This is a genomic window from Streptomyces sp. GQFP, assembly GCF_021545335.1.
In the GTDB taxonomy this organism is placed as follows: Bacteria; Actinomycetota; Actinomycetes; order Streptomycetales; family Streptomycetaceae; genus Streptomyces.
On record NZ_CP089312.1, the window covers coordinates 4,075,346 to 4,102,247 of the forward strand.

At 68.1% G+C, this 26,902-nt stretch carries 27 protein-coding genes and 1 pseudogene; 16 read left to right on the plus strand and 12 right to left on the minus strand.

The genetic code is table 11. From position 1 onward, the window contains the following. Positions 1-96 precede the first annotated feature (96 nt). From LUX31_RS18035 to LUX31_RS18045, 3 genes are all read left to right on the plus strand, one after another. Positions 97-1,455, plus strand: coding sequence for a histidine-type phosphatase (locus tag LUX31_RS18035; protein WP_235475805.1), 1,359 nt, complete (start codon positions 97-99; stop codon positions 1,453-1,455). Positions 1,456-1,541: 86 nt separating this feature from the next. Then, on the plus strand, positions 1,542-1,988 hold the full coding sequence (locus LUX31_RS18040) for a DUF6153 family protein (protein ID WP_328285670.1): 447 nt from the start codon (positions 1,542-1,544) through the stop codon (positions 1,986-1,988). Between the two features lie 63 nt (positions 1,989-2,051). Continuing rightward, positions 2,052-2,648: a DUF305 domain-containing protein gene (locus LUX31_RS18045; RefSeq protein WP_235475807.1), complete on the plus strand. Its 597-nt coding sequence runs from the start codon at positions 2,052-2,054 to the stop codon at positions 2,646-2,648. 27 nt (positions 2,649-2,675) lie between these two features. Here the strand turns inward: LUX31_RS18045 and LUX31_RS18050 are convergent, their stop codons facing one another. The 4 genes from LUX31_RS18050 to LUX31_RS18065 form a co-directional block, all read right to left on the minus strand. Next, positions 2,676-3,260, minus strand: coding sequence for a GNAT family N-acetyltransferase (locus LUX31_RS18050; protein WP_235475808.1), 585 nt, complete (start codon positions 3,258-3,260; stop codon positions 2,676-2,678). Positions 3,261-3,654: 394 nt separating this feature from the next. Continuing rightward, positions 3,655-5,055 carry a sensor histidine kinase gene (locus LUX31_RS18055; RefSeq protein ID WP_235475809.1) on the minus strand — a complete coding sequence of 467 codons (1,401 nt, stop codon included), beginning with the start codon at positions 5,053-5,055 and terminating at the stop codon, positions 3,655-3,657. Beyond that, positions 5,056-5,802, minus strand: a complete 747-nt coding sequence (locus tag LUX31_RS18060; RefSeq protein WP_235475810.1) for a response regulator transcription factor — start codon at positions 5,800-5,802, stop codon at positions 5,056-5,058. 249 nt (positions 5,803-6,051) lie between these two features. Next, entirely contained in the window at positions 6,052-7,143 is a 1,092-nt protein-coding gene (locus tag LUX31_RS18065; protein WP_235475811.1) for an LLM class flavin-dependent oxidoreductase, read from the minus strand. Between the two features lie 148 nt (positions 7,144-7,291). Between LUX31_RS18065 and LUX31_RS18070 the strand changes: the two genes are divergently transcribed. Next, positions 7,292-7,597 (plus strand): hypothetical protein, encoded by a 306-nt coding sequence (locus tag LUX31_RS18070; RefSeq protein ID WP_235475812.1) that lies wholly within the window; start codon positions 7,292-7,294, stop codon positions 7,595-7,597. A gap of 24 nt (positions 7,598-7,621) precedes the next feature. On the opposite strand, the gene LUX31_RS18075 is transcribed toward LUX31_RS18070, so the two are convergent. Continuing rightward, positions 7,622-8,095: a hypothetical protein gene (locus LUX31_RS18075; RefSeq protein ID WP_235479967.1), complete on the minus strand. Its 474-nt coding sequence runs from the start codon at positions 8,093-8,095 to the stop codon at positions 7,622-7,624. Positions 8,096-8,285: 190 nt separating this feature from the next. Here LUX31_RS18075 and LUX31_RS18080 point away from each other — a divergent pair, with 190 nt between their 5' ends. Further along, positions 8,286-8,621: a YnfA family protein gene (locus tag LUX31_RS18080; RefSeq protein ID WP_235475813.1), complete on the plus strand. Its 336-nt coding sequence runs from the start codon at positions 8,286-8,288 to the stop codon at positions 8,619-8,621. Positions 8,622-8,633: 12 nt separating this feature from the next. Here LUX31_RS18080 and LUX31_RS18085 read toward each other — a convergent pair whose 3' ends face one another. Continuing rightward, on the minus strand, positions 8,634-9,071 hold the full coding sequence (locus tag LUX31_RS18085; protein ID WP_235475814.1) for an ester cyclase: 438 nt from the start codon (positions 9,069-9,071) through the stop codon (positions 8,634-8,636). Positions 9,072-9,249: 178 nt separating this feature from the next. On the opposite strand from LUX31_RS18085, the gene LUX31_RS18090 reads away from it, so the two are divergent. Next, entirely contained in the window at positions 9,250-10,029 is a 780-nt protein-coding gene (locus LUX31_RS18090; protein WP_235475815.1) for an SDR family NAD(P)-dependent oxidoreductase, read from the plus strand. Beyond that, positions 10,029-10,253, plus strand: coding sequence for a hypothetical protein (locus LUX31_RS18095; RefSeq protein WP_235475816.1), 225 nt, complete (start codon positions 10,029-10,031; stop codon positions 10,251-10,253). The genes LUX31_RS18090 and LUX31_RS18095 overlap by 1 nt, the downstream gene beginning before the upstream one ends. 35 nt (positions 10,254-10,288) lie before the next feature. On the opposite strand, the pseudogene LUX31_RS18100 reads toward LUX31_RS18095, so the two are convergent. Then, positions 10,289-11,471 (minus strand): annotated as a pseudogene (locus LUX31_RS18100) (cytochrome P450). A gap of 304 nt (positions 11,472-11,775) precedes the next feature. Between LUX31_RS18100 and LUX31_RS18105 the strand changes: the two are divergent. After that, entirely contained in the window at positions 11,776-12,609 is an 834-nt protein-coding gene (locus LUX31_RS18105; RefSeq protein ID WP_235475817.1) for an LAGLIDADG family homing endonuclease, read from the plus strand. A gap of 44 nt (positions 12,610-12,653) precedes the next feature. Here the strand turns inward: LUX31_RS18105 and LUX31_RS18110 are convergent, their stop codons facing one another. Further along, positions 12,654-13,847, minus strand: coding sequence for an RtcB family protein (locus LUX31_RS18110; protein WP_235475818.1), 1,194 nt, complete (start codon positions 13,845-13,847; stop codon positions 12,654-12,656). Positions 13,848-14,088: 241 nt separating this feature from the next. On the opposite strand from LUX31_RS18110, the gene LUX31_RS18115 reads away from it, so the two are divergent. The 3 genes from LUX31_RS18115 to LUX31_RS18125 all read left to right on the plus strand — a co-directional run bounded on the left by LUX31_RS18115 (position 14,089) and on the right by LUX31_RS18125 (position 17,534). Next, the gene (locus tag LUX31_RS18115) at positions 14,089-14,943 is read left to right on the plus strand and encodes a DUF3558 domain-containing protein (RefSeq protein WP_235475819.1); all 855 of its coding nucleotides are present in this window, start codon (positions 14,089-14,091) and stop codon (positions 14,941-14,943) included. A 136-nt stretch (positions 14,944-15,079) separates the two neighbouring features. Further along, positions 15,080-16,051 carry a DUF3558 family protein gene (locus LUX31_RS18120; protein WP_235475820.1) on the plus strand — a complete coding sequence of 324 codons (972 nt, stop codon included), beginning with the start codon at positions 15,080-15,082 and terminating at the stop codon, positions 16,049-16,051. A 79-nt stretch (positions 16,052-16,130) separates the two neighbouring features. Further along, positions 16,131-17,534, plus strand: a complete 1,404-nt coding sequence (locus LUX31_RS18125; RefSeq protein WP_235475821.1) for a DUF2637 domain-containing protein — start codon at positions 16,131-16,133, stop codon at positions 17,532-17,534. Between the two features lie 79 nt (positions 17,535-17,613). Here the strand turns inward: LUX31_RS18125 and lysS are convergent, their stop codons facing one another. After that, positions 17,614-19,365: a lysine--tRNA ligase gene (lysS, locus tag LUX31_RS18130; RefSeq protein WP_235479968.1), complete on the minus strand. Its 1,752-nt coding sequence runs from the start codon at positions 19,363-19,365 to the stop codon at positions 17,614-17,616. 436 nt (positions 19,366-19,801) lie between these two features. Here lysS and argS point away from each other — a divergent pair, with 436 nt between their 5' ends. Beyond that, entirely contained in the window at positions 19,802-21,583 is a 1,782-nt protein-coding gene (gene argS / locus LUX31_RS18135) for an arginine--tRNA ligase (RefSeq protein ID WP_235475822.1), read from the plus strand. Between the two features lie 102 nt (positions 21,584-21,685). On the opposite strand, the gene LUX31_RS18140 is transcribed toward argS, so the two are convergent. Beyond that, a complete protein-coding gene (locus LUX31_RS18140; RefSeq protein ID WP_235475823.1) occupies positions 21,686-22,126 on the minus strand; it encodes a peptidoglycan-binding domain-containing protein in 441 nt (146 codons plus the stop codon). A gap of 382 nt (positions 22,127-22,508) precedes the next feature. Between LUX31_RS18140 and LUX31_RS18145 the strand changes: the two genes are divergently transcribed. The 3 genes from LUX31_RS18145 to LUX31_RS18155 all read left to right on the plus strand — a co-directional run bounded on the left by LUX31_RS18145 (position 22,509) and on the right by LUX31_RS18155 (position 24,895). Beyond that, positions 22,509-23,360 carry a peptidoglycan-binding protein gene (locus tag LUX31_RS18145; RefSeq protein ID WP_235475824.1) on the plus strand — a complete coding sequence of 284 codons (852 nt, stop codon included), beginning with the start codon at positions 22,509-22,511 and terminating at the stop codon, positions 23,358-23,360. 20 nt (positions 23,361-23,380) lie between these two features. Then, complete coding sequence (locus tag LUX31_RS18150; protein WP_235475825.1) at positions 23,381-24,217, plus strand: helix-turn-helix domain-containing protein; 837 nt, start codon at positions 23,381-23,383, stop codon at positions 24,215-24,217. A 66-nt stretch (positions 24,218-24,283) separates the two neighbouring features. Further along, entirely contained in the window at positions 24,284-24,895 is a 612-nt protein-coding gene (locus LUX31_RS18155) for a hypothetical protein (RefSeq protein WP_235475826.1), read from the plus strand. On the opposite strand, the gene LUX31_RS18160 is transcribed toward LUX31_RS18155, so the two are convergent. Together LUX31_RS18160 and LUX31_RS37885 are read right to left on the minus strand one after the other, a co-directional pair. Then, on the minus strand, positions 24,867-25,292 hold the full coding sequence (locus tag LUX31_RS18160) for an ATP-binding protein (protein WP_235475827.1): 426 nt from the start codon (positions 25,290-25,292) through the stop codon (positions 24,867-24,869). The genes LUX31_RS18155 and LUX31_RS18160 overlap by 29 nt on opposite strands. Then, a complete protein-coding gene (locus LUX31_RS37885) occupies positions 25,285-25,512 on the minus strand; it encodes an HNH endonuclease (RefSeq protein ID WP_443045976.1) in 228 nt (75 codons plus the stop codon). Before LUX31_RS37885 ends, LUX31_RS18160 begins: the two co-directional genes overlap by 8 nt. 179 nt (positions 25,513-25,691) lie before the next feature. Here LUX31_RS37885 and LUX31_RS18165 point away from each other — a divergent pair. Next, positions 25,692-26,872 (plus strand): IS3 family transposase gene (locus tag LUX31_RS18165; RefSeq protein WP_235474007.1). Its coding sequence is split into 2 segments (ribosomal slippage): positions 25,692-25,956 and positions 25,956-26,872, totalling 1,182 coding nucleotides; the frame shifts between segments, so codons are not numbered across the junction. The last annotated feature ends 30 nt before the right edge of the window (positions 26,873-26,902 follow it).

Genomic DNA, 26,902 nt, shown 5'->3' on the forward strand with positions numbered 1-26,902 from the left:
CTCTCCGTGGTCATTTGCCCCGGACATGCCCATTACGCCCCGCGCCCGCCACGCCCCATACGCCCCGGGTTCACCCACGGCACCCACGATGCGCGCATGAAACGCACCACCGTCGCCCTCGCCGCACCCCTGTGCGTCCTACTGGCCACCACGCTTCCCGCCCACGCGGCGGACCGCTCCACCACCGCCGACAGCTACGGCACCAAGGGCTCGTACGCCCCCCAGCAGAACCTCCGCAGCTACCAGAAGCCCCCGAAGGGCTTCGTCCCGGTGTTCACGGAGAACGTCTCCCGGCACGGCTCCCGCGCCGCGACCGACAGCTCCGACGGCGACCTGATCCTCAAGCTGTGGGACCAGGCCGAGAGCGAGGGCCAGCTCACCGCGCGCGGCAAGGAGTTCGGCCCGAAGGTACGGGCCCTGCTCGCCGCCATGTCCAAGGTCGGCTACGGCAACCTCAGCGGGCGCGGCAGGAGCGAGATCGCGGGCACGGCCGTACGGATGGAGCAGCGGCTGCCGGGCCTCTTCGACGCGATCGCCGCGAACGGCGAGAAGATCGACGTCGTCAGCTCCGGACAGGGCCGCGCCGTCGACAGCGGACAGCTCTTCGCGGACACCCTCGCGGCGACCGACCCGGCGCTGAAGCCGCTCATCGGCGCGGCCCGCACCGACAAGGACCTGCTCTACTTCCACAAGGCCGACGGCGGCGCCGCCTACCGCGCCTACATCGCGAACGACACGCGTCTCGCGGCCACCCTGAAGTCGATCACCGACCAGCCGAAGACCCACAGCGCCGCCTCGGACGTACTGCGGAAGATCTTCACGCGGTCGTTCACGCAGCGCGTCGTCGACGGCGAGTTCTCGTCGATCGGCAGCGCGGTGGACGCGGCCGAGGCGGTCTACAACCTGTACGGCATCGCCCCGGCGATGAGCGACGAGAGCCCCGACGGCAAGGGCTGGCAGATGAACCGGTACATCTCGCAGCAGGACGCCGCCTGGTTCGGGTACCTGAGCGACGCGGAGGACTTCTACGAGAAGGGTCCCGGCTTCGCCGACAGCGACATCACGTACAAGATGGCGGACGTTTTGCTCGACGACTTCTTCAAGAAGGCCGAGGGAGCCGAGAGCGGCACCAACACCCTCGGCGCCGAGCTGCGCTTCACGCACGCCGAGGAGATCATCCCGCTGGCCGCGCTGATGGGCCTGCCGGGCAGTACGCAGGGGGTGACCGCCGCCAAGCCGTACACGTACGCGAGCAACCCGTGGCGGGGCGCGGCCGTGGCGCCGATGGCCTCGAACATCCAGTGGGACGTGTTCCGCAAGGGCGACACCACGCTCGTACGCATGCTCTACAACGAGAAGGAGACCGCCTTCAAGGCGGGCTGCCGTCCGGTGTCGAAGGGCAGCAAGTTCTACGACCTGGATGAGCTGGAGCGCTGCTTCGGCCGTACTTCCTGACGTACGGCCGAAGAGGGTAGGGATAGAAATAGAAGGGGGTACGGATATACGGGTACCCCGTATCCCTATGTGCTCGCCGGGCTAGCATGGCCCGCGTGACAGCCCGCGCACAGCGATCGCGACGACTACGGCGCGCGCACCCACCCTCCTGGTGGGCGCGTGCGTTCGTCGTGCTCGGGCTGCTGGCGGGCGTCGTAGCGATGCACGGCCTCGCGCCGGGCGGCGGGACAACGAGCGGCGCCCATCACGGAAACGGCAGCGGCCACCACCAGGCCGAGCCGATGAGCGCACAGGCGGGCCCCGCCGACGAAACCGTCTGCCACGGCTCCGCCTCTCCCGGCGGCCACGTCCACCACGCGGACGCGACCTGCGCGTCCGGTGCGATCCCGGCGGGGCATAGGTTCCCCGCCCTGACGCCCGACCCGGCCGGCGCCCCGCCCCTGGCCCACGGCGTCGGCCGTTCCCTCCCCCGGTCACCCGAGGGCGCCAGAGCGCCACCGTCCCTGGCCGAACTCCAACTCCTGCGGATCTAGGGGCACCGCACGCCTCACGCGTGCCCGCGACCTCGATCCCCTTCCCCACACAGGAGTTCCAGCATGCGCAAGACCCGCAAGACCCTCGTCGTCATGGCCGCCTCCGCCGCGCTCGCCGTCACGCTCACCGCCTGCGGCAGCGACGACGGCAACAGCAGCGAGAGCAGCGGTGCCGCCGCCGACAGCGCCGGCAAGACCGAGGACCACAACGCCCAGGACGTCACCTTCGCGCAGGGCATGATCCCCCACCACAAGGGCGCCCTGGAGATGGCGGAGGAGGCGACGGACCAGGCCTCGTCGGCCGAGGTCAAGTCCCTCGCGGCCAGCATCGAGAAGGCCCAGACGGCGGAGATCAAGACCATGTCCGGGTGGCTGAAGACATGGGGCGAGGACGTCCCGACGTCAACGGAGTCGATGCCCGGAATGGAGTCCATGGAGTCCATGGAGGCGATGCCGGGGATGAACCACGGCTCGGCGGCCGAGGACTTCGACAAGGCGTTCCTCGCCATGATGATCGAGCACCACAAGGGCGCAGTGAAGATGGCCACGACCGAGAAGGCCAAGGGCGCGTACGGCCCCGCCACCGCCATGGCCGACGACGTCATCCGCACCCAGAACGCCGAGATCACCGAGATGACCAAGCTCCTCGGCAAGAGCTGACACCGCGAGCGAGCCGGCCGACGACGCTCAGGTCGGCCGGCTCACCGCCGCCGCCCCGAACAACACCCCGCGCATCCCGATCCGCTCGTACGCGACGATCGCGGGCACGTTGTCCGCGTCGACCACGAGCGCGGCGCGCCCGTAATCCCGTACGAGCGCCTCGACGACGAACCGCGAAACGGCCGCCCCCAGGCCCCGCCCCCGCGCCCCGGGATGAACCACAACCCCACCCAACAGCCCACACCCGACCCCGGACCAGGCATCGGCCGCCACAGCGAGAAGACCACCGTCCACATCACGAACCCCGGCCCAGCGCCGCACTCCGACCCGCCCGGGCTGAGCGTGCGAGTGCGGAAAGGAGAGGTCGAAGAGGGGGCGGGCCTCGTGCTCGGCGGCGGTGTCCAGCCACCGCACATCAGGGCCGGGGCAGGGCCCGCCGACCGGGGAGCAGGTCTCCATCCACAAAAACGGCGCCAACGACACAAGCCCCGGCACCCCCGCCACAACGGCATCAATCAACCGCGCTTCCCCGAACGACCGATAGCTGGGCCCCAACTCGGCCAGCACATCCCGTACGAGGGGAACCACATCGCCCACTTCCCCGGCGACCACGATCCGATCCCGCCGAGACAGCCCCGGACTTGCCACAGCAACGGCAGTCCCCAGCCGAAAGACCCGCACACCGGCCCCAGGCCGCCCACCAACGCCCCGCTGCTCGGCCCACACAAGATGCGCCAATTCCTCTGCCCGCATCACACCCATCCCTCGCCACCAACCGAGCCGACGGGCCTTTCGGCCGGGGGGACTTCCGGCCGAGGGGACTTCCGGCCGAGGGGCGGCCGGGTCGCTTTTCGGGGAGCGTCCTGGCCGATCTATTCGACGAGGGCCCACCCCACCCACCCAGAGGCGCGGGGCTGTATCGATATGCGGCTCCGCCGCGTGGGCTCGACCAGCCACAACGCACCCGCACCCGCCCACACAGCCCACCCACCGAAACCACACCCCCTCACCCCCGACCCCCCACAGTGAACCCAATAACCGCCCCACCCCCCTCCCGCCGATTGGCAAACGGCGCCCCACCATGCGCGATAGCCACCTCCCGCACGATCGACAACCCCAGCCCCGACCCAGGCAAGCTACGAGCATCAGCAGCCCGATAAAACCGATCGAACAACCGCAACAGATCCCCCTCCGCAACCCCCGGCCCCCGATCCAGCACCTCCACCCGAATCACCCCCTGCCGCCCCCGCTCCGCCCCAGTGACCGCGATCTCGATCGGAACCGTCCCACCCCGGTCGAACTTGGCCGCGTTCTCGACAAGGTTGGAGATCGCCCGCTGAAGCGCCGCCGGCCGCGCGTCGGCGGACGTGTCGCCGACCGCCCGTACGACGACCTCCCGCCCAGTCCGCCGCCGTGCCACCACAGCCACTTCATCCGCGATATCGGCGATATCCAGCCGCTGCTTGGGCTCGGTGTCCGACTGCCCCGCCGCCAGATCCACCAACTCGTTGACCAGATCGGTGAGTTCACGCGCTTCGAGGGCGAGGTCGGCGACCAGTTCCTCCCGGGTCGCGGGCGGCAGTTCGTCGATGCGGCGCAGCAGCGAGATGTTCGTACGGAGGGAGGTGAGCGGCGTACGCAGCTCGTGCCCCGCGTCCTGGACCAACCGCCGCTGGTCCTCCTCCGACTGCGCGAGCCGCCCCAGCATGCGGTCGAAGGACCGGCCCAGGCGCCCCACCTCGTCGGACCCGGTGACCGGCACCTGAATGCCGAGCCGACGCGTGCGGGCGACATCCTCGGCGGCGGACGCGAGGATGCGCAGCCGGCGCGTGATCCGCCGGGCCAGCCACCACCCGAACAGCCCGGCCGCGACGACGACCGCGACGACCAGCAGGACCGTCCGCTGCTGAAGCTCGCGGAGCAGATCCTCCGTATCGCTGAACTCCTGCGCGACCTGCACAGCACCCCGCCCGTCGCCGAGCGCGACGGTCGCGATGCGGTAGACGTCCTGGCCGACCTCGACGTCCTTGTGCTGCACGGCGAGCCCCGCCACCGGGGAGCCGGCGATCCGCCGGTCCTCGGCGGTGACGGGCAGTCCCGGACTGCCCTTGTCGACCACCTCACCCGCCGCCCCGAGCACCTGCACATCGGTACGGCTGGGCCGGACGATGTCGTGCCCCGGCTCGGACGACGAGAAGTCCTGCGGCGTCATCGTGTTGTGCCGCACCTCGTCCTGGAGGTCCTGCACGACCTCGGCGAAGGCGGACTGCTGGTCCACCCGGACCAGCCGCGCGGCGGCGTCGTACGACAGGAACCCGACAAGGACCGTCACCCCGGCCGCGACCGCGGCGAACGACACGGCGAAGGTGGTCCGGAGCGAGGCCAGTCCCGCCCTCCGCAAGGTCACTCAGTCCTCCCGGAGGACGTAACCCACGCCTCGCACCGTGTGGATCAGCTGCGACGCGCCCGGCTCGTCGAGCTTGCGGCGCAGATAACCGACGTACACGGCGAGGTTCTTGGACCCAGGACCGAAGTCGTAGCCCCAGATACGGTCGTAGATCGTGGAGTGGTCGAGCACGATCCCGGCGTTGCGCACGAGCAGTTCCAGCAGCTCGAACTCGGTCCGGGTCAGCTCCAGCTCCCGCGCCCCGCGCCACACCCGCCGCGCCTGGAGATCCATCCGCAGCCCGGCGGCGGCGAGCTGCCGCTCGGGAACAGCGGGTTCCTTCGTCACGTGCGAGGCGCGTACGCCGACGGAGGCGGCGCCCTTGGCCGGGCGCTCCCCGGTGCCGGTGCGCCGCAACAGCGCCCGCAGGCGGGCGAAGACCTCCTCGACGTCGAACGGCTTGACGACGTAGTCGTCGGCGCCCGCGTCCAGGCCCGCGATCCGGTCGGCGGTCTCCACGAGCGCGGTGAGCATCAGGATCGGCGTACGGTCCCCCTCGGCGCGCAGCACCCGGCACACCTGGAGCCCGTCGATGCCGGGCATCATCACGTCCAGGACGAGCACGTCCGGCGGGGTGCGATGCGCCTGCGCGAGCGCCTCGACCCCGTCGGCGACCGCGGTGACCCGGTAGCCCTCCAGGGTCAGCGCCCGCTCCAGGGCATGACGAATGGCACGGTCGTCCTCAGCGAGCAGCACAGTTTGGGACACCCGCCCAGTGTGCCAAGGCGCCCTCTTACTCGCCTCTCACTGTTCGGGAGCGAGTCCTGTGGGTGAGTGGATCGGTTGGCCGGGTGAATCGGTCAGGCGGGTGGATCGGTTGGGCGGCCTCTGAGACAACAGGCCTAGGGACACCCACCCAGGGGCGCGGGGAACTGCGCGACCAGCCACAACGCACCCGCACCCGCCCACACAGCCCACCCCGCTACGGCGCTCCCCCACCCGACACGAAACCGAGGTTCACACCCCAGCCCCCTCCTTCTGCGCGGCGGCCAGCAAAGACGCGTGCGTAGGCGCATCCGGCACCCCCACACCCCGCCCCTTCGCGAACTCCTCCCGCAACACCGGCACAACCTCCTCACCCAACAGATCAAGCTGCTCAAGCACCACCTTGAGCGGCAACCCCGCATGGTCGATCAGAAACAGCTGGCGCTGGTAGTCACCGGCGTACTCCCGGAACGCCAGCGTCTTCTCGATCACCTGCTGCGGGGACCCGACGGTCAGCGGGGTCTGGTCGGTGAAGTCCTCCAGGGACGGCCCGTTCCCGTACACCGGCGCGACGTCGAAGTACGGCCGGAACTCCCGTACCGCGTCCTGCGAGTTCTTCCGCATGAACACGTGCCCGCCAAGCCCCACGATGGCCTGCTCAGCCGTCCCGTGCCCGTAGTGGGCGTACCGGGAGCGGTACAGCTCGACCATCCGCCTGGTGTGGTCGGCCGGCCAGAAGATGTTGTTGTGGAAGAAGCCGTCGCCGTAGTAGGCCGCCTGCTCGGCGATCTCGGGCGAGCGGATCGATCCGTGCCAGACGAACGGCGGTACGTCGTCCAGGGGCCGCGGGGCGGAGGTGAACCCCTGCAACGGCGTACGGAACTTCCCCTCCCAGTTCACGACGTCCTCGCGCCACAGCCGGCGCAGCAGGGCGTAGTTCTCGACGGCGAGGTTGATGCCCTGCCGGATGTCCTGCCCGAACCACGGATACACCGGGCCGGTGTTGCCGCGCCCCATCATCAGGTCCACGCGCCCGTCGGCCAGGTGCTGGAGCATCGCGAAGTCCTCCGCGATCTTCACCGGGTCGTTGGTGGTGATGAGGGTGGTGGAGGTGGAGAGGATCAGCTTCTCGGTCTGCGCCGCGATGTACCCGAGCATCGTCGTCGGGGACGAGGGCACGAACGGCGGGTTGTGGTGCTCACCGGTGGCGAACACATCAAGGCCGACCTCCTCGGCCTTCAGCGCGATGGCGACCATGGCCTTGATGCGCTCGCGTTCGGTCGGCGTACGTCCCGTGGTCGGATCCGGTGTGACATCGCCGACGCTGAAGATCCCGAACTGCATGGTCGCTCACCCTCCAGGTTGTTTACTCTTCAACTATAGCGTCCGCGTGCGACAACCGCGCCCCTTCCCGAGGTATTCCGCATGCATTCCACCCCGCGCTAGAACTCGACGGAGGGAGATTTCCACTTCGCGAGAATGAGGTTCTTCCATGACCGCGCCCGCGATGAGAGTCGTGTTGGTGGAGGCGTACCGCGTCGAACACCCGGAGATCGGCTTCACCCGGTTCGCGGTCAGGGACTGCGGCGGCGGCGAGGGAGACTCCCGTACCGAGTTCAACAACGGCTGGGACATGACGTACGCCGCAGAGGTCGTCCCGGTCTGGCGGCAACGCGGCTATCTCCGCGGCGACCTGCTCGACGTGTCCGAGTTCCTGCGCGCCCTGGACGCCGTACTGCGCTGCGGCGGCACCATCCCGGAGGTGACGGTGACGCCGCGCGCGAGCCGGAACCCGTAGGGGAGGTGGGGGAGGTAGGGGACGTCAGAAGTAGTACGCGTCCCCGGTGTCCAGGACGAGCACACGCTGCTGGTCGTTGCCGCGGTTGCGGTCCACGACACCGCCGCTCCAGACCGTACCGATCTCCAGCGTCACCTCGGCGGGCATACCCCGCAGCCGCATCCTGAGCCCGAGCTGCTCGCCCACACCGTCGGCGGCCAACGCCCCCGTACGGCACACCACCACCCGCGCCCCGAGCCGCGCACACCCGTCCGGCAGCTGCTGCCGGGCGGCCAGCGGGGCCGACCAGGTCAGCCGCACGGTCGCGTCGGCGACGGCGGACGGCCCGTGATTGCGCGGCGTCACCCGCAGATCGATCCGCCCGCGATCCAGCGAGACGGACCCGTGATAGGCGAGATCGGCCTCGGGCCCACCACTGTCGGCCCCGGCGAAGCCCCCCGCCCCGACCACACCGACCGCCATCGCACCGGCCACCAGCCCACGCACCCAAACCCGCATACCCATACCCAACCCACTCCTCGCCCAGAAGACCGTCACCGTCGTCGAAGCGATGTATCCCACCTGACGCGCCCCGCAGGCGCCCTCCAACAGGTGACGGTGAACGGAGTGACGGGTGAACGGAGTGACGGGTGAACGGAGTGACGGGTGAACCGATATGCCTGGCGAACGGACATGCGAGGCTGCCCGCATGTCCGTCCTGCGCTCCGTAGCCCTGTTCGTCGTCGCCGCCCTGTTCGAGATCGGCGGCGCCTGGCTCGTCTGGCAGGGCGTACGGGAGCACCGCGGCTGGGTGTGGATCGGCGCGGGCGTGCTGGCCCTGGGCGCGTACGGGTTCGTCGCCACCCTCCAGCCCGACGCGGAGTTCGGCCGCATCCTGGCCGCGTACGGCGGTGTCTTCGTCGCCGGTTCACTGGCCTGGGGCATGGCGGCGGACGGCTACCGCCCCGACCGCTGGGACGTGACGGGCGCCCTGATCTGCCTCGCGGGCATGGCCGTGATCATGTACGCCCCGCGAGGGAACTGAACCGGGACCTCCTCAGCCGAGCGGGTCGGGCGGCAACAGCCCGAGCTGCCCCAGGAACTCCATCTGGTCGAAGTAGAGCCGGTAGTCGACGATGTGACCGTCCCGGACCGTCGCGATGTCGATCCCCCGGACCCGGACCTCCTTCTGCGTCGCCGGCAGATGCTCGCCGGAGGGCAGCTGGATCGGCCCGGTGTTCCGCCCGGTGAAGTAGCCCTCGTCGACGGCCGTGTCACCGATCTCGTACGAGTGCACGGGCTCGTACGTCGCCTCGGGCATCGCGTCGGTCATCTGCCGCCAGTACTCGACGATGTTGTCGCGCCCATGGATCTCCCCGCCGTCGGGCGTGACGGCGACCGCGTCGGACGCGTACAGCTCGGCGACGGACTTGAGGTCGGGCGTCGTGGTGAGCGCCTCCGTGAGCCGGTCCATGACGTCACGTGCTTCTCCCATGATCCACCTCCACTGCCGCGGATCACCCACCTCATTTTCCCACCACTGCCGGGCCCCGGCAGCCCCGCACAGGAGCCCACCCTCCGGACACCCCGCCACCGGCCGGCCGCGCCTGCCTATCCTGGGCAGCGCGAACCCGCACCCCGATCTCACCCCAGGCACCTTGAGGAGCAGTCCCATGGCAACCGCCGCCGCCCCGTCCGCCGCCTCCCGCATCGCCGTGGTCACCGGCGCGAGCAGCGGAATCGGTGCCGCGACGGCCCGCCGGCTCGCCGCGGCCGGCTACCGGGTCGTCCTGACGGCCCGCCGCAAGGACCGGATCGAGGCGCTGGCCGAGGAGATCAACGCGACCGGCGGCCAGGCGACGGCGTACCCCCTGGACGTCACCGACCGCGAGGCGGTGGACGAATTCTCGTCCGCCTTCAAGACGATCGGCGTCCTGATCAACAACGCGGGCGGCGCACTCGGCGCCGACCCGGTGGCCACCGGCGACCCGGCCGACTGGCGCCAGATGTACGAGACGAACGTCATCGGCACCCTCAACCTCACCCAGGCCCTCCTCCCCGCCCTGACAGCGAGCGGCGACGGCACGATCGTGGTCGTCTCCTCCACGGCGGGCCACGGCACGTACGAGGGCGGCGGAGGCTACGTGGCCGCGAAGCACGGCGCCCATGTCCTGGCGGAGACCCTGCGACTGGAGATCGTCGGCACCCCGGTCCGGGTGATCGAGATCGCGCCGGGCATGGTGAGGACGGACGAGTTCGCGCTGACCCGTTTCTCCGGCGACCCCGAGAAGGCGGCGAAGGTCTACGAGGGCGTGGCCGAGCCCCTCACGGCGGACGACGTAGCCGACACGATCACCTGGACGGTGACCCGCCCGAGCCACGTCAACGTCGACCTGCTGGTCCTGCGCCCCCGCGCGCAGGCGTCCAACACGAAGGTCCACCGGGACGTGTGATGACGGACGACGAGACCGAAAAGGCGGAGGACACGAGCGCCCGCGACCGCGACCGGGAGCAGGACCGGGACCGGGAGCAGGACCGGGACCGGGAGCAGGAACAACAGCTCCTGGCCCTGGAGAAGAAACGCGAACGGTACGTCTGGTACTACCTCGCGTACTTCCTCTTCGGCATCCACCTGGTGGCGTTCGTGATGATCTACGCGGTGAAGCACGCGAAGTAACTCCCCTGCGGGAGCTGCCGGTTACCGTTCTACCGTTACCAGGTGACGGGCAGCTCATACACCCCGTACACGATGCCGTCGTCCTTGAACGGAATCTTCTCCAGCTCGGCAGCCAGCCGCAGTTCGGGAACGCGGCGGAACAACGTGCCGTAGACCACCTGGAGTTCGAGCCGGGCAAGCGGCTGCCCCAGACACTGATGAATCCCGAACCCGAAGGCCATGTGCCGGCGTGCGTCACGGCTGACGTCCAGCTTCTCGGGTTCGGGAAAGAGACCGGCGTCCCAATTCCCGGTGGCGCCAGGGATGATGCCCCCCCTCCCCGGCCCGCACAACCTGCCCACCGACCTCCAAATCCTCCAGCGCCAGGCGCCGTTGGCCGTTGTGGACCACCGTGAGGTAGCGCAGCATCTCGTCCGCGGCACTGGCGAGAACCTTCGGATCGTCCGTGTCGCGCACGATGGCGAGCTGGTCAGGATGCTCCAGAAAGGCCAGAACCCCCAGCGCAATCATGTTGGCGCTGGTCTCATGCCCGGCACCGAGCAGCAACTGCCCCAGCATGACGGCCTCTTGGCGGGTGAGATCACCCGCCTGGAACCGCGCGCCCAGCTCGGAGAGCATGTCGTCGCCGGGTTCGGCGATCTTCCGGTCCAACTGCCGGTCCAGATACTGGAAGAGGGCCCCACTGGCGGCCCGCACGGCCTCCGGGGTCACGTCCCGACGCAGCCCGACCTTGCTGTTGCTCTGGAAGAAGTCATGGTCCTCATAAGGAACCCCGAGCAGCTCACAGATGACGAGCGAGGGCAAAGGAAGCGCCAACGCCTCAACAAAGTCGACGGGCTTGGGCCCGGCGAGCATCTTGTCGATGAGCTCATCCGTCATCCGCTGAATGGCGGGCCGCAACGCCTCGATCCGCTTGATGGCGAACGGGGCGGTCACCATGCGCCGGATACGAGCATGATCGGGATCATCCATGTTGAGAAAGGAGGGCGGCGTCTTGGCCGCAACTTCCCGAAACGCCTCATTGAGATACGGAAACCCGGCCCGGGTCGTATCCACACTGAGCCGCTGATCACCGTAGAGGGCCCGCTGATCCTCGTACCGGGTGACAAGCCAGTGCGTACTCCCGTCCCACAGCCGCACTTTGGACACCGGTTCCTCGGCATCCCGCTGCCGCAGAGCCGGGGGCGGATCGAAGGGACAGGCGGAATCGCGGGGCATGGGGAAGTCTGCGATGGGGGTCGTCACGACGCCGGCGCTCCTCGTGGTGGGGGGACAAGGACGTGCGGCGCCATCGAATCGCGGCTTCCTGACAATTCCCGGACAGGAACCTGACGGTATGCATCCGTGGCCGAGGTCACATTGACTTATATGCAAATTAGCCCACAGGGGTGGTGATCCTCGATCACCCGAACGGCAGAAGAACTCCCGACCTAGGCTCACGCCACAACCTCAACACGACGGCCCCCGGCCGGGAGTGCGATCCCGGCCAAGGGCCTGACCAACACGGAAGTGGAGCTTCCCTGTGGCTGACTGCGAGCCTAGCGCTCACCGGTTCATGGACCTCGCGGTCCCGGAGTACGCGTACATGTTCGGCTTCATCCAGGCGGACGGACATCTAAAGCAAGGGCCCGGAAAGAAGGGCCGGTTGAGCGTCGAAATCAACGCCCGAGACATCGACCTTCTGCGCAAGTTCCAGAAGCTCACGCCGTACTACAGCAGCGTCACCGAGCGCACTCGGTCGACTAACTTCGCCGAGACCCACCGCTCGGCCACCTGGAGCCTGTGTTCCCTCGAAGCCAGGACCAGGCTCAATGAGCTCGGCCTGCCGTACGGCCGCAAATCGAAGACAATCGCCCCGCCTCACGTCGAGTTCTCGCGACGCGACTATCTCCGTGGCGTCATCGACGCCGACGGTTCCGTGGGCAACACGAGCCAGGGCTTTCCGTTCGTCTCGCTGACAACAGCCAGCACGGCCATCGCCGCCTACCTCTGCTTCTACGCAGGAAAGATCACAGGAGCCGAGCGAACCCTCAAACGCAACGCCCGCGACGGCATCTACAACATCCTCTACACGAAGGAGAACGCCCAGGAGCTGGCAGCCGACCTTTACTACAAGGACTGCCTGTCCCTCCAGCGCAAGCAGACCGCCGCCGACTCCCTGAGCGCATGGATCCGACCGGCGGACATGAGGGTCGCACCCGACCGCCGTCGCTGGACGGCACAGGAAGACCGCATGCTGCTCCAACTGAACAACGATGCCTCGGCAGCCAAGGAACTCGGCCGAACCGAGAAGAGCTGCTACATCCGCCTCTGGCGCCTGCGGACCGGCAAAGTCCCCCTGCCGATCGACCGATGACCAGCTGAGCGAGGCCCCCGGTACCCGACCGGGGGCCTCGTACGTCAACCCTTCACACAGATGAACTGCTTCAGCTTCGCCACGACCTCAACCAGATCGCTCTGCTGCTCCATCACCTGGTCGATGTTCTTGTAGGCACCCGGAATCTCATCGAGCACGCCGGAGTCCTTACGGCACTCCACCCCTCGCGTCTGCTCCTCCAGGTCCCGCACCGTGAAGCGCCGCTTCGCCGCGTTCCGGCTCATACGCCGACCCGCGCCGTGCGAAGCCGAGTTGAAGGCCTTCTCGTTCCCGAGCCCCTTCACGATGTACGAGCTGGTGCCCATCGAGCCCGGAATGATCCCGAACTCACCGGAGCCCGCGCGGATCGCGCCCTTACGGGTTACCAGCAGGTCCATGCCCTCGTACCTCTCCTCCGCCATGTAGTTATGGTGACAGGAGATCTCCTGCTCGAAGGCCGGCTTCGCCTTCTTGAACTCCTTGCGGATGACGTCCTTCAGGAGCCCCATCATGATCGCGCGGTTGTACTTGGCGTACTCCTGCGCCCAGTACAGATCGTTCCTGTACGCGGCCATCTGCGGAGTGTCCGAGACAAACACCGCGAGGTCACGGTCGACCAGGCCCTGATTGTGCGGGAGCTTCTGGGCAACGCCGATGTGGTGCTCGGCCAGCTCCTTGCCGATGTTCCGGGATCCGGAGTGCAGCATGAGCCAGACCGAATCTGCCTGATCAAGACAGATTTCAATCATATGATTTCCACTTCCGAGCGTCCCCATCTGCTTATTTGCACGCTCCTGGCGGAATTTGACCGCTTCAGCAACCCCGTCAAACCGCCCCCAGAAGTCGTCCCACCCCCCAGTAGCGAACCCATGCAGCCGCCCCGGATCAACAGGACTGTCATGCATCCCCCGCCCCACCGGAATAGCCTGCTCCACCTTCGACCGCAGCCGAGACAGATCCCCCGGCAGATCGTTCGCCGTCAGCGACGTCTTGACGGCGGACATCCCGCACCCGATATCGACCCCCACCGCCGCAGGACACACAGCCCCCTGCATCGCGATGACCGACCCCACCGTCGCCCCCTTGCCGAAGTGGACGTCCGGCATGACCGCCAGGCCCTTGATCCACGGCAGGGTCGCCACGTTCCGCAGCTGCTGCATCGCGACGTCCTCGACCGACGCCGGGTCGGTCCACATACGGATGGGAACCTTCGCACCCGGCACTTCTACGTACGACATAACGCCCTCATCCCCCAGAAAAACCAACAGAAGTCTCAAATCGCAAAACCGGCGCCAAGGTCAGCGAAAAGGGATGCCGGACCGGCGTTCACGGTGGTGCGTGCGATACACATTGTCTGCCGGGGACGCCCCTGTGCGGCAAGCGATTAACCAGCGGGGACACTGGTACCGGCACCGCCCCACAAAGATCGTCCGCATCGTTCACATAGCTCATAGTTCACATCGTCGAGAGGAACCGACCGTGCAGCGCAAGGCGTACGTACCCGGTGTCGCCGTGCTCCTCGCGGCGCTGCTGGCCGGCTGCACCGGCGGCTCGGGCAGCGACGACACCGCCGAGGACGCCAAGCCCGGCGACACCGGCACCACGACCGCCGCGGCCCAGCCCGGCCGGTACGACACGCTCCCCGAGCCCTGTAGCGCGGTCAGTCACGACACCCTCGACTCGCTGCTGCCCGGCATCACGCAGCTCACGGACGAGGAGCAGCAGGAGCAGGCGTACGAGGGCGAGTCGACCCTCACCTACAACACGGACCGCAAGGTCGGCTGCCGCTGGAAGGTGGAGTCCACGGACGCCACCGACCATCTCCTCGTCGATTTCGAGCGGGTCGTGTCGTACGACAACTCCGTGAGCGACGACAGCCAGGCGACGGACCTCTTCGCGACCAAGGTCGTGGCCGCCGATCTGCCGGAGCCCATCGCCTCGGCCAGCGCCACTGAGTCCGCGTCTCCGTCCGACTCCGCCTCCGCCTCCCCTTCCTCCTCCGCCACCTCCACCTCCACCCCCACCGGCACGGCCTCCGCTTCCACCTCGACCTCCGCCTCCCCGGACGCCAGCGCCGACGCCGAATCCGCCGCCGCCCTCCAGCCCCGCCTCCTCGACGGCCTCGGCGACGAGGCGTTCCTCGACGACGAGCTGAGCAGCGCCGGTTCAACGGCCCAGCAGCGCACGGTGACTGTGGCGTTCCGCACGTCCAACGTCATCGTGACCATCGAGTACGTCGAGCAGCCGGCGACTCTCGGCACCGTGCCGGACAGCAAGGAAATGCAGGACAGGGCGCGGAAACTGGCCTCCCAGCTCGCCGGCGCGTTCGACTGAGAGACGCCCCGAGCATCCTCCCGGCGGCCCTCCGCAAAGGGAGTGAAGCCAGGCACCGCGCGCCCCTCACCGCGTACCGTGGCCCCTCGGACCCGATCCGACCGCAGGAACCGAGAGCCGCAGGAACCACAGCGCGATGAGTGAAGGAACCATGCACCGACCCGCACAGCGAGACCAGCGAGAACAGCGAGACGACCAGCTCAGCCGGACCGCCCCCGTGACGCCGAAGCGGCTGCACCGCGCCCTCGCCGCCCTCGCCACAGTCCCCGTCCTCCTCCTCGTGGCTGCAGGCTGCTCCTCCGACTCGGGATCCGACTCCGGGTCGGCCGGCTCCGCCGACAACGCGGCGAAGGACACGGACGCCACCGGTGCGGGCGAGACGGTGAGCGCGTCTCCGACCGTGCAGGCGGCCGCGTACCAGAAGATTCCGGAGCCGTGTACGGCGCTGACGACGAAGACGCTGAAGGAACTTGTCCCGAAGGGTGTGAAGTCGGGCAAGGAGGGTTCCTCCAACGACACGTCGACGCGCGGTAGTTGCTCCTGGACGAGCCTCACCAACAACGGGGTGAAGGGCTCCCAGTTCCGCTGGCTGAACGTGTCCCTGCTGCGCTTCGAGTCGAACGTGACGCGCGGTTCCGGCGACGAGTTGGCGCAGGCGTACTACGAGACCCAGGTGGACGACGCCCAGTCGGTGTCGGGGGCGAAGAACGTCGCCTCGGAGCCGGTGACCGGGGTGGGCGACGACGCGACGTCGGTGCGCTACGACCTGAAGAAGAAGGAAGGCGCCTTCCGGCAGCAGACGGTGGTCGTCCGGATCGAGAACGTCGTCGTGACCCTCGACTACAACGGCGCCGGGCTCGCCGGCGAGAAGACGCCGAGCGCGGAGAGCCTGTCGAAGGCCGCGGTGAAGGCGGTCAAGGAAGCCGTGGCGAAGGTGTCGTCGACGAACGGCGACGGGGACGCGGGCACTTCCGCCCCCTCCAACTCCCCTTCCTCCTCGGCGAGTTCGTCGGCGAGTTCGTCGGCGAAGCCGAGCGCGTCCGCCTCGAAGTCCGCCTCGAAGTCCACTTCCACGTCACCTTCCTCTTCGGCAACGAAGAAGAACTGACTTTGTCTCGGCAATACGTACGCCGCACACATGTGCCACCCTGTTGCGCGCAACAGCACGCACAGGGAGGGGAGTACGGGTGTCCGCGCCAATCCAACTGACACGAACGCACCGGGTGCTCATCGGAGTGGTCGTGTTCGGCGCCGTGATCATCGCCGCGATCGGCTTCGCGGGGTCGTACGCGGCCGTCCGTGAACTGGCCCTCCAGAAGGGCTTCGGGAACTTCAGCTACGTCTTCCCGATCGGCATCGACGCGGGCATCTGCGTCCTGCTCGCCCTCGACCTTCTCCTCACCTGGATCCGCATCCCGTTCCCGCTGCTCCGGCAGACGGCATGGCTGCTGACGATGGCGACGATCGCGTTCAACGGCGCGGCGGCCTGGCCCGACCCGCTGGGCGTCGGCATGCACGCCGTCATCCCGGTGCTGTTCGTGGTCGCGGTGGAGGCGGCCCGGCACGCGATCGGCCGTATGGCCGACATCACGGCCGACAAGCACATGGAGGGCGTCCGCCTCACCCGCTGGCTCCTCTCCCCCCTCCCCACCTTCCTCCTCTGGCGCCGGATGAAGCTGTGGGAGCTGCGCTCCTACGACCAGGTCATCAAGCTGGAGCAGGAACGTCTCGTCTACCAGGCCCGCCTGCACGCCCGCTTCGGCCGGGCCTGGCGCCGCAAGGCCCCGGTGGAGTCCCTGATGCCCCTGCGCCTGGCCCGCTACGGCGTCCCCCTCGCGGAGACGGCCCCCTCGGGCCTGGCGGCGGCGGGCATCGAACCGGCCCTGCTGCCACCGGCCCCGGCCCCGCAGCCGGAACTGGAGCCCGCAGCCACGAAGGCGGTCGCGCCTCCCGCCGTACAGAACAACGCGGCGCCCGCCCAGGAGCAGGCGCAGCAGCAGCAGCGCCCCGCCCCCGAAGGCGGCGAACTCCCCCAGGAACTGGGCGACTACGCCGAGCCCCAGAATCCATGGCTCCAGATGCGGGACCCCCGGGCCATCGCGTATCAGGGCGGCTACGACCCGACCTACGACCCGGCCAACGACCCCGCCTACATCCAGTGGATGGAGGAGCAGCAGCAGGCCGAGCAGTACGAGGCCCAGCGGCAGTTCGAGGCGCAGCGGCAGCAGTACGAGGAGCGGCTGCGGTTCGAGCAGCAGACGTTCCCGCAGCAGTTCGAGGAGCCGCCGGCCTCCGCCCAGGAGGAGGCCCCGGAGCCGTCCCCGGAGGACACCGGTACCTTCCCGATCCCGGCCGGCCCGGGCCGTACCCGTGAGATGGGTGCGGGCGGTGGTCCCCCGGAGCCGACGGAGGAGGACTTCTACCTGGTCTTCAAGAAGTCGATAGACGGCAGCTACCCGACCTCGGGCCAGTTCAGGGGCGATGTGGAAGCGACGTACGGCACCAAGCTCCCGCAGCGCGAAGCCGACCGCATGGTCAACCGTTTCACCAACCGCCACACGGCGGAACTCCAGGAAGACCACATCGCGTAATACCCAGCGGTGCGAGTACGACGGAAAGGGGCGCCCGGCACAAGCCGGGCGCCCCTCACGCACAACAGGTACGACCGCCCTACTCCCCGAGGAGAACCCGCACCCGCTCCTGCCCCACAGCGAGGAGCAGGGTGGGCAGCCGGGGCCCGGTGTCCCGCCCGACGAGCAGGTGGTAGAGCAGGGCGAAGAAGGTCCGCTGGGCGACCTTGATCTCGGCGGGAAGTTCCTTGGCCGTGGCGTCGGCCGAGAACCCGGCCTGAACCTTGGGCACGCCGTAGACAAGATGCGTAAGCCCGTCAAGGGACCAGTTACTGGCAAGCCCGTCCACGAGAAGCCGCAGCGACTGCCGCCCCTGCTCGTCGAGGGACTTGATCAACTCGGTGTCGGGCTCGCTACGCACGATGGTCCGCTGATCAGCGGGAACCTGAGTATTGATCCAGGCCTCGGCCTTATCAAGCCGGGGCCGAACGACATCCAGCGAAGCAAGCGGATCGGAAGGATCGAGCTCGCTCAGGATCCGCAGCGTCTGGTCCTCGGCACCGGCGGTGATGTCGGCGACGGAGGCCAGCGTCCGGTACGGCAACGGCCGTTCCGTACGCGGTAGTTCGCCCTCGGCGGTACGTACCGCACGCGCGTGCGCGGCGACGTCGGCCGGCAGCGCGGTGCCGTCGGCGACCTTGGCGTCGAGCTTGTCCCACTCGTCGTACAGCCGCTGGATCTCCTGGTCGAAGGCGATCTTGAACGACTGGTTGGGCCGCCGCCGGGCGTAGAGCCAGCGCAGGATCTGCGGCTCCATGATCTTCAGCGCGTCACCGGGCGTGGGCACGCCACCCTTGCTGCTGGACATCTTGGCCATGCCGCTGATGCCCACGAAGGCGTACATGGGCCCGATGGGCTGCTTGCCACCAAACACCTGCCCGACGATCTGCCCACCGACCTGGAACGAGGAACCGGGAGAGGAGTGATCAACCCCAGAAGGCTCGAAGACAACCCCCTCATAAGCCCACCGCATGGGCCAGTCGACCTTCCACACCAACTTGCCGCGATTGAACTCGCTCAGCAGGACGGTCTCGGAGAATCCGCAGGCGGTGCAGGTGTAGGTCAGCTCGGTGGTGTCGTCGTCATAGGCGGTGACGGTGGTGAGGTCCTTGCCGCACCCACCGCAGAAGGGCTTGTACGGGAAGTACCCGGCGGACCCGGAACTCCCGTCGTCCTCAGCGGCGGCCCCGGACCCTTCGGCGGCGTCGACCTCAGCGGCGTCAAGAGCCTTCTGAGACTGCTGAGGCTTCTTGGCAGGGGCCTTCTTGGTCCGATACTGATCGAGAATCGCGTCAATATCCCCCCGATGCTTCATGGCATGCAGGATCTGCGCCCGATAGACACCAGAGGTGTATTGGCTGGTCTGACTGATCCCGTCGAACTCGACACCGAGCTGAGCGAGGGCGTCGACCATGGCGGCCTTGAAGTGCTCGGCCCAGTTGGGATGGGCGGACCCCTTCGGCGCCGGTACCGCGGTCAGCGGCCGCCCGATGTGCTCGGCCCACGAGCCGTCGACCCCCTCCACCCCATTGGGCACCTTGCGATAGCGGTCGTAGTCGTCCCAGGAGATGAGATGCCGGACTTCGCGCCCCCGCCGCCGGATCTCGTCGGCGACAAGATGCGGGGTCATGACCTCGCGGAGATTCCCCAGGTGAATGGGCCCGGAGGGCGAGAGCCCCGACGCGACGACGACAGGTTTGCCAGGGGCTCGACGCTCCGACTCCTCGATGACCTCATCCGCGAAACGGGAGACCCAGTCGGTGGTCTCGGTGCTCTGAGCCACGATCGGCACGTCCTCTTTTTCTAAGAGTTCCTCAAGATCAGCCGGTACGGTCAACGACTGACAGCCCCATTCTCCCAGGTCCCCCCAGAACCACGAAAACGCCTTTCCGGGACCCCCTCCAGCCCGTCCGACGTCTGAGGACGGAGGGCCACCCCCCAGCCCGCCCGGCGTCTGAGGACGGAGGGCAACCCCCCAGCCCGCCCGGCGTCTGAGGACGGAGGGCCCGCCCCCCAGCCCGTCCGGCGTTTGAGGACGAGGCCGTTCAGGCCGATAAGCGGGGGTCTGGGGGCGCAGCCCCCAGGGATGGGACGGGTAGGGGCGGCGGGGGCGAGAACAAACAGACCACACACCCACCCACACACCCGCACGCAAGAAAACCCCTTTACCCCCCATGGGATACTGACCCCATCAACCTGTACCCACCAGGAGAACGGCACCCACTCCCATGGCCCCGGTCAAGTCCCTCACCGCCACCGTCCACCAGCGCCTCGCGGACGCCCTCACGGCAACCCTGCCGGAGGCCCCCGCAGACCCGCTGCTGCGACGCAGCGACCGTGCGGACTTCCAGGCGAACGGCATCCTCGCCCTCGCCAAGAAGGCCAAGGCCAACCCCCGCGACCTGGCGACCCAGGTCGTCGCCAACGTCGTGTCCGGCGACGTGATCAAGGACATCGAGGTCTCCGGCCCCGGCTTCCTGAACATCACCCTCACCGACAGCGCGATCATCGAGAACCTCGCGGCCAGGGCAGCGGACCCGGACGCCCGCCTGGGCGTACCGACCGCCACCCACCCCGGCACGACGGTCATCGACTACGCCCAGCCGAACGTGGCGAAGGAGATGCACGTAGGCCACCTCCGCTCGGCGGTGATCGGCGACGCGGTGGCCCAACTCCTGGAGTTCACGGGCGAGAACGTGATCCGCAGGCACCACATCGGCGACTGGGGAACGCAGTTCGGCATGCTCATCCAGTACTTGGACGAGCACCCGCACGAGCTGGACCACAAAACAACCATCACGGACACCGAGGCGACCGGCGAGGAGGCGATGTCGAACCTCGACCGCCTCTACAAGGCGGCCCGCAAACTCTTCGACTCCGACGAGGAGTTCAAGACGAGGGCGCGTCTCCGGGTGGTGGACCTCCAGGCCGGCGACCCCGCGACGCTCGCCACCTGGCAGCGGTTCGTCGACGAGTCGAAGATCTACTTCTTCTCGGTCTTCGAGAAGCTGGACATGGTCATCCAGGACGCGGACATCGTCGGCGAGTCAGGCTACAACGACATGCTGGACGAGACATGCCGCCTCCTGGAGGAGTCCGGGGTGGCGGTCCGCTCGGAGGGCGCGCTGTGCGTGTTCTTCGACGACATCAAGGGCCCGGAGGGCAACCCGGTCCCGCTGATCGTCCGTAAGACCGACGGCGGCTACGGCTACGCGGCGACGGACCTCTCGGCGATCCGGGACCGCGTCTTCAACCTGAAGGCGAACAACCTGATCTACGTGGTCGACGCCCGTCAGTCCCTGCACTTCAAGATGGTCTTCGAGACGGCGCGCAGGGCGGGCTGGCTGAACGACGAGGACGTCAAGGCGTACCAGCTGGCGTTCGGCACGGTCCTCGGCAAGGACGGCAAGCCGTTCAAGACGCGTGAGGGCGAGACCGTCAAGCTCGTCGACCTCCTGGACGAGGCGGTGGACCGCGCGACGACGGTCGTACGGGAGAAGGACACGCAGTCCCAGCTCTCCGACGACGAGGTCGCCGAGCGCGGCGCCCAGGTGGGCATCGGCGCGGTGAAGTACGCGGACCTGTCGACGTCGGCGAACCGGGACTACAAGTTCGACCTGGACCAGATGGTCTCGCTGAACGGCGACACGAGCGTGTACCTGCAGTACGCGTACGCCCGTATCCAGTCGATCCTGCGCAAGGCCGGCGAGGTACGCCCGAAGCCGCATCCGGAACTCGAACTGGCCGACGCGGAGCGGGCGTTGGCCCTGCATGTGGACGGGTTCGCGGAGACGGTGGCGGACTCGGCGACGGAGTACGCGCCGCACAAGCTGGCGGCGTACCTGTACCAGCTGGCGTCGCTGTACACGACGTTCTACGACAAGTGCCCGGTACTGAAGGCGGAGACAGCACAGCAGGTGGAGAACCGCCTGTTCCTCTGCGACGTGACGGCGAAGACGCTCCACCAGGGCATGGCCCTGCTGGGCATCAGGACGCCCGAGCGGCTCTGAACGCCTGCGCGCCTGAAACGCCTCAAGAGTTGCCCGCGGCCCGTCCTCTCCCCCGAGGGAGGACGGGCCGCGGCTTTTACCGGGGTGGTCTGTCAGGCCTGCTCAGCAGCCGATGGAGTTGAAGTCCCAGAACGCGGCCCTGGTCGCCGGTCCGGCGTCCCCGTCGACGGCAAGGTTGTAGTTGTAGGTGTTCAGGTAGCGCTGCAGCGCCCTGATCGTGTTGGGGCCGACCGCTCCGTCGACGGTGCCGGCGTTGTAGCCCAGGTCGTTGAACTTCCGCTGCGCCGCCTTCCAGCTGTCGGTGCCGAGCCGCCCGTCGATCGTGCCGGGGTTGTAACCGGTGTCGCGCAGCCAGCACTGCCAGTTCTTGGCCCGGGCCGTGTCCAGGCCGAGGTTGTTCACCGCGAGGATGGAGACGTCCTGGGCGCTCACCGCGGTGGTGGCGGCCGACTGGGACGCCGCGAAGCTGGTACCCGCCGCCGCCACCGTGCCGGCCGCGAGCCCGACTACGGCGGTGATGCTGATGGCGGTCCTCGTCAACATGTTCGGACGCATTGTTCCCCCTTGGGGTAGTGCGGCGGCTCGGTCATGCCGCCGGTCTGGCAACACGAGAATGCTCAGTGAACGGAAGCGGCTGCCACAGTTGCCGCGAAAGTGACGTCTTCATGGGACGCCCCGCCCGCTGACCTGCTGGGACGCCGTACGCCGGGACGGTCCGGCGGGACGGCCGGGACGGGCGGGTGGCCGATTCCCTACCCGTGCGGGAACCGTGTTCCGGTGGGGGCCGTCGACCCTGTTGCAGAATGCGAAGGGGCGCGGGAGCCCACGACCACGACCACCGACCGCGCCCAGAACGCGAGCACCTGAGCACCTGAGTTCCTGAGTTCCTGAGTTCCTGAGTACGTGATACGCAAGTAGGGGGAACATGCCGCGCTGGAAAGAGCTGCCGGCCGAACTGGATCCCCGCGTCCACCAGTTGGTGATGCGATTACGCCGGCTGAAGGACCGCAGCGGGCTGAGCATGCGGCAGTTGGCCGCGAAAACCGGGTACAGCGCGAAGTCGTGGGACCGGTACCTCAACGGCAGGTCGCTGCCGCCCGGGGAAGCCGTCGAGGCGATGGCCAGGACCTGCGGCGACGACGCGACCAGGCTGCTCGCGCTGCACGAGGTGGCGACGGAGGCGTGGAGCAGCAGACTCGCAGGGGCTCCCGCACAAGAGACGCCCGAACCACAAGAGACGCAAGAAGCACAAGAAGCACAAGAAGCACGGGAGACCCTGGAACAGGAGCCCCGGCCGCAAGACGGTCCGCGTCGCACCACGCTCGTGGCGGGAGCGGTGGCCCTGGTACTGATCGCCTCCGCGTCGGTCATCGCGGTCGTACAACTCCGGGACGGCGACGGCGGCGCGACGGCGTCCCCCCGAACATCGCCCACCACGTCGTCGTCGGCGTCGGCGTCAGCGTCGGTGTCGGCGTCGGCGTCGCCGATCACGTACACCTGCCGGATACAGCGGATCGACGGCCGCTGGTACTCGGGCAACAGCCGCACCCAGGACACGATCCTGGCCGCCGGCCAGGCAGGGCCCGAAGTCGCCGAGGCACAGTGCCTGTTGCGCCGGGCGGGCATACCGGCCGGCGAAATAGACGGCATCTTCGGCCCGTTGACGCAGCGGGCGGTCGAACGCATCCAGAAACGGGACGAGTTGGTTGTCGACGGCATCATCGGCCCACACACCTGGGGGGCCCTGCGGCGCGACACGGGGGCCACGGCGAAATGAGCGGGACGACACCGGGCCCGATGCCATCGCCACCACCATCCCCCTCACCGGAACGCACCCGACTGGCCGCCACACTGCGGGAGTTGAAGGACCGCACGGGCCTGAGCCTGGCGGGCCTGGCGGAACAGACGACGTACAGCAAGTCGTCCTGGGACCGCTACCTCAACGGCAAGGCACTCCCCCCACGCCAGGCGGTCCAGGAACTGTGCGCCCTGGCCCGTGAACCGGAGAGCCGGTGCCTGGCACTGTGGGAGATCGCGGAGTCGGAGTGGACCTGGCGCCCGACGGACGCCCCAAGCCCGGCGACACCACCCCCGCCCTCGCCACCTCCGGTGGAGGACACCCGTACCGGTAACCGGCGTACGGCGATCAAGGCAGCGCTGGTGTCGGCGTGTGCCGCGACGGCCGGAATCGTGGCGCTGGCCGTCCTGCTACTACCAGGACCGAACGACGACGAACCGCAGCCGCCCCCCTCCCCCTCGTCTCCTGCCGCACCCCTTCCCGGCGCCCGCTGCCAAGGAGCCGCCTGCGAGGGCCAGGACCCGTGGAACATGAACTGCGGCAGTCCCCCCGACACGCTCCTGGAGCACCGCACGGCAACCGGAGCCTGGGTGTCGGTGCGCTACGACAAGGCGTGCGGGGCCAGTTGGGCCCGGACATGGCACACGAGCGTCGGCGACCGCGTCGAGGTGACCGCCGACGGCGCCACCTACCGTGCCGAGATCAAGGACGACATCGACGCGAAGAACTACGTCTACACCGCGATGACAGCGACCCGCCCCGGTACGACCGTCCGCGTCTGCTTCGAACCCGCGACGAACGGCGAGCGGGAGTGCGTCGACGGCCGCGTGCCTTAGAGCCCGACATTTCGAGCACGGTCTAAATCCCTATACATACCCCCCAGGGGTACGTACGTTGAAGCCATGACGAAACTCCCGGAGCACCGCCCCGAATCCCCACCGTCCGAGCCGTCCACGACCCCACGCATCGCCGACCACTGGCCGATCCTGGCCGGCATCGCGGCAGCCGCCCTGATCGGGCTCGACATGTCCGAGGGCATCGACGCGGCCCCCGCCCTCGCCGCCTCCGCGCTCGTCTACTTCGGCGCGGCGGCCCTCCGGAAACCGTCCACCGTATGGCCGCTGTTCTTCGGCTCGGTCGTCGTCATCTTCGCCACCGAGTTACTGGGCGGCGGCGACGTGGACCCGACCTGGGTGATCCTGGCGCTGGCCGTCCCGTTCCTGGCGCACGGCCTGCTGCAAGGCCGCCGCAGCCCCGACACCCCACCCCCGTACGGCGGCTGGCCGTACCACCTGATCGCCATGGCGGCGTTCGGAGCGGCCGCGGCCATCGCCCTGGGCGTGACGGAGACGGTGGGCGCGTACTTCGTGGCGGGCGGCCTGCTGGCCCACGCCGCGTGGGACGCGTACCACTACCGCATAGACAAGGTGGTGACACGCTCGCTCGCCGAGTTCTGCCTGGTCCTCGACACGATCGTGGCGGCGGTCATCGTGATCGTGACGGTGACGGACTGACCACGGCCCCGACCACCTCGTCGATCGGCAGGTCCCACTCGCACCACACCACCTTTCCCAGCTCCCGCTCCCCGACCCCCCACTTGTCACTGAGCGCGGCGACGAGCAGCAACCCGCGCCCGCCCTCGTGGGCACCCTCGTCGGCGCGCTCGGCAACAAGGGGCACCCCCGGCCCACTGTCGTGCACGGCGACCCTCAACTCCCGCCCGTCGTACCGCAGGAACAGCATGAACTGCCGTCCGGGCGGTACGCCGTGCAGCAGTACCGGTAGGCCACTGGCGAGGTTTCCGCTGTGCGGGTCCTTTTCCAGTGGCCTCCGGCCCGAACCCGCCGTGCACCCTTTCGGTGCAGCGGGCTCTCCAGTGACTACTGCGTGTTCGTCACCCGGGTCATGCATGGATGCTTCCGTGACAAGGCGGGCAGACCACGAGCGTTCTGCGCCGCTTCTTGAGCATCAGTAGCGTCCAGGCTGGCTGTTCTCTCTGGCCGTGTAGCTCCGCGAGGGAACGAACTTGGTGTACTTGCACCTCAGTTCGCCTCTCGCAGAGTTCACACCGTCCGCGTTGGAGCCGATCGATGAGTTGGCTGCCGCGCGGGCGGCTGCGCGGGGTGAACATAGTGGACGGAAGGTCGTCGAGGACGGCCGTCCGTTTCCGGGTGAGGGGAATTCCACCGAACCGTGCGACCAGTGGTTTCCTGCCTTCTCGTTCGATTCTGGCCTCGAAGCACCTGAGGGGCCACGAAGTTTCCGGACGGGGACCCAATAGGGTTGTCCTGAACAGGAAACGAGGAAGAAGTGGCGCCACCCAGTAAGTACTCGCCGGAGTTCCGCGAGGAAGCCGTCCAGATCGCGTTGAGGTCAAGCAAGACGATCTCCGAAGTCGCCCGGGAGCTTGAGCTGAACCCGGAGACACTACGCGGCTGGGTCAAGAAGCACCAGAAGCAGCAGGAACCGGCTCCCGACGCCGAACTGACGGTAACCGAGCGGGCGCGCCTGAAGGAACTCGAACGACGCAACCGCGAGCTGGAGATGGAAGTTACCTTCCTGAAAAAAGCCGCAGCGTACTTCGCGAAGGATCCCCGGTAGCAAGCAAGTACGAGTTCATCGACGAGATGCGGCTCGACACCGAGGAGTACGCATACAGCGTCGAGTTCATGTGCGGCCGACTCGGCGTATCTAGATCCGGCTACTACGACTGGCGATCCCGCCCGGAATCCGCGACGACCCAGCGGCGCGAAGAATTGAAACTGCTCGTCGAGAAAGCCTTCGACATGTCCGACGGCACCTACGGACACCGGCGCATCCAGGCCCAGCTGCACCGCTGGGGCGTCACCGCGGGACTGGAGCTCGTCCGCCGGCTCATGCGCGAGCTGGGCCTTGAGCCCTGCCAGCCGCAGCCGAAGAGGTTCAGCCTCACCAAGGCCGCGGCCGGCCAGGTGCCGGACCTCGTCGGGCGCAACTTCACCGCGGATGCGCCCGGCGAAAAACTCGTCGGCGACATCACCTACATCTCGACCGGGGAAGGCTGGCTGTACCTCGCAACGGTCATCGACTGCTGCACGAAGGAAGTCATCGGTTACGCAATGGACGACCACTACCAAACCCCACTGATATCCAGGGCGATCCACAACGCGGCACGCAACAGGAACCTCTCGGCCGGCGCGATATTTCACTCCGACCGCGGAAGCAACTACATGTCAGCCGAGTTCGGGAAGACGCTCGACCGGTACGGACTCCGCAGATCTTCCGGCCGCACCGGGATCTGTTTCGACAATGCCATGGCCGAATCATTCTTCGGCGCCCTGAAGAACGAGCGTGCATCAAGGGTGACTTACCTGACCCGCGAGGCCGCCCGGCAGGACATCACTCGCTACATCGAATTCTGGTACAATCGCAAACGCCTCCACTCGGCAGTGGGTTACCGCCCTCCGCGCGAAGTCCACGCCGAATACGAGAAGTTGCGAATTACCGCGTGAAACAGACGGTCAGACACCTGTCCGGAAAAC

Excerpts from the sequence above, each read along its gene's own strand:
- LUX31_RS18035 (WP_235475805.1), top strand. The coding sequence starts at position 97 with ATGAAACGCACCACCGTCGCCCTCGCCGCACCCCTGTGCGTCCTACTG.
- LUX31_RS18040 (WP_328285670.1), top strand. The coding sequence starts at position 1,542 with ATGGCCCGCGTGACAGCCCGCGCACAGCGATCGCGACGACTACGGCGC.
- LUX31_RS18045 (WP_235475807.1), top strand. The coding sequence starts at position 2,052 with ATGCGCAAGACCCGCAAGACCCTCGTCGTCATGGCCGCCTCCGCCGCG.
- LUX31_RS18065 (WP_235475811.1), bottom strand. The coding sequence starts at position 7,143 with ATGCAGTTCGGGATCTTCAGCGTCGGCGATGTCACACCGGATCCGACC.
- LUX31_RS18070 (WP_235475812.1), top strand. The coding sequence starts at position 7,292 with ATGACCGCGCCCGCGATGAGAGTCGTGTTGGTGGAGGCGTACCGCGTC.
- LUX31_RS18075 (WP_235479967.1), bottom strand. The coding sequence starts at position 8,095 with ATGCGGGTTTGGGTGCGTGGGCTGGTGGCCGGTGCGATGGCGGTCGGT.
- LUX31_RS18080 (WP_235475813.1), top strand. The coding sequence starts at position 8,286 with ATGTCCGTCCTGCGCTCCGTAGCCCTGTTCGTCGTCGCCGCCCTGTTC.
- LUX31_RS18085 (WP_235475814.1), bottom strand. The coding sequence starts at position 9,071 with ATGGGAGAAGCACGTGACGTCATGGACCGGCTCACGGAGGCGCTCACC.
- LUX31_RS18090 (WP_235475815.1), top strand. The coding sequence starts at position 9,250 with ATGGCAACCGCCGCCGCCCCGTCCGCCGCCTCCCGCATCGCCGTGGTC.
- LUX31_RS18095 (WP_235475816.1), top strand. The coding sequence starts at position 10,029 with ATGACGGACGACGAGACCGAAAAGGCGGAGGACACGAGCGCCCGCGAC.
- LUX31_RS18110 (WP_235475818.1), bottom strand. The coding sequence starts at position 13,847 with ATGTCGTACGTAGAAGTGCCGGGTGCGAAGGTTCCCATCCGTATGTGG.
- LUX31_RS18120 (WP_235475820.1), top strand. The coding sequence starts at position 15,080 with ATGAGTGAAGGAACCATGCACCGACCCGCACAGCGAGACCAGCGAGAA.
- argS (WP_235475822.1), top strand. The coding sequence starts at position 19,802 with ATGGCCCCGGTCAAGTCCCTCACCGCCACCGTCCACCAGCGCCTCGCG.
- LUX31_RS18140 (WP_235475823.1), bottom strand. The coding sequence starts at position 22,126 with ATGTTGACGAGGACCGCCATCAGCATCACCGCCGTAGTCGGGCTCGCG.
- LUX31_RS18145 (WP_235475824.1), top strand. The coding sequence starts at position 22,509 with ATGCCGCGCTGGAAAGAGCTGCCGGCCGAACTGGATCCCCGCGTCCAC.
- LUX31_RS18150 (WP_235475825.1), top strand. The coding sequence starts at position 23,381 with ATGCCATCGCCACCACCATCCCCCTCACCGGAACGCACCCGACTGGCC.
- LUX31_RS18155 (WP_235475826.1), top strand. The coding sequence starts at position 24,284 with ATGACGAAACTCCCGGAGCACCGCCCCGAATCCCCACCGTCCGAGCCG.
- LUX31_RS18160 (WP_235475827.1), bottom strand. The coding sequence starts at position 25,292 with ATGCATGACCCGGGTGACGAACACGCAGTAGTCACTGGAGAGCCCGCT.
- LUX31_RS37885 (WP_443045976.1), bottom strand. The coding sequence starts at position 25,512 with ATGTTCACCCCGCGCAGCCGCCCGCGCGGCAGCCAACTCATCGATCGG.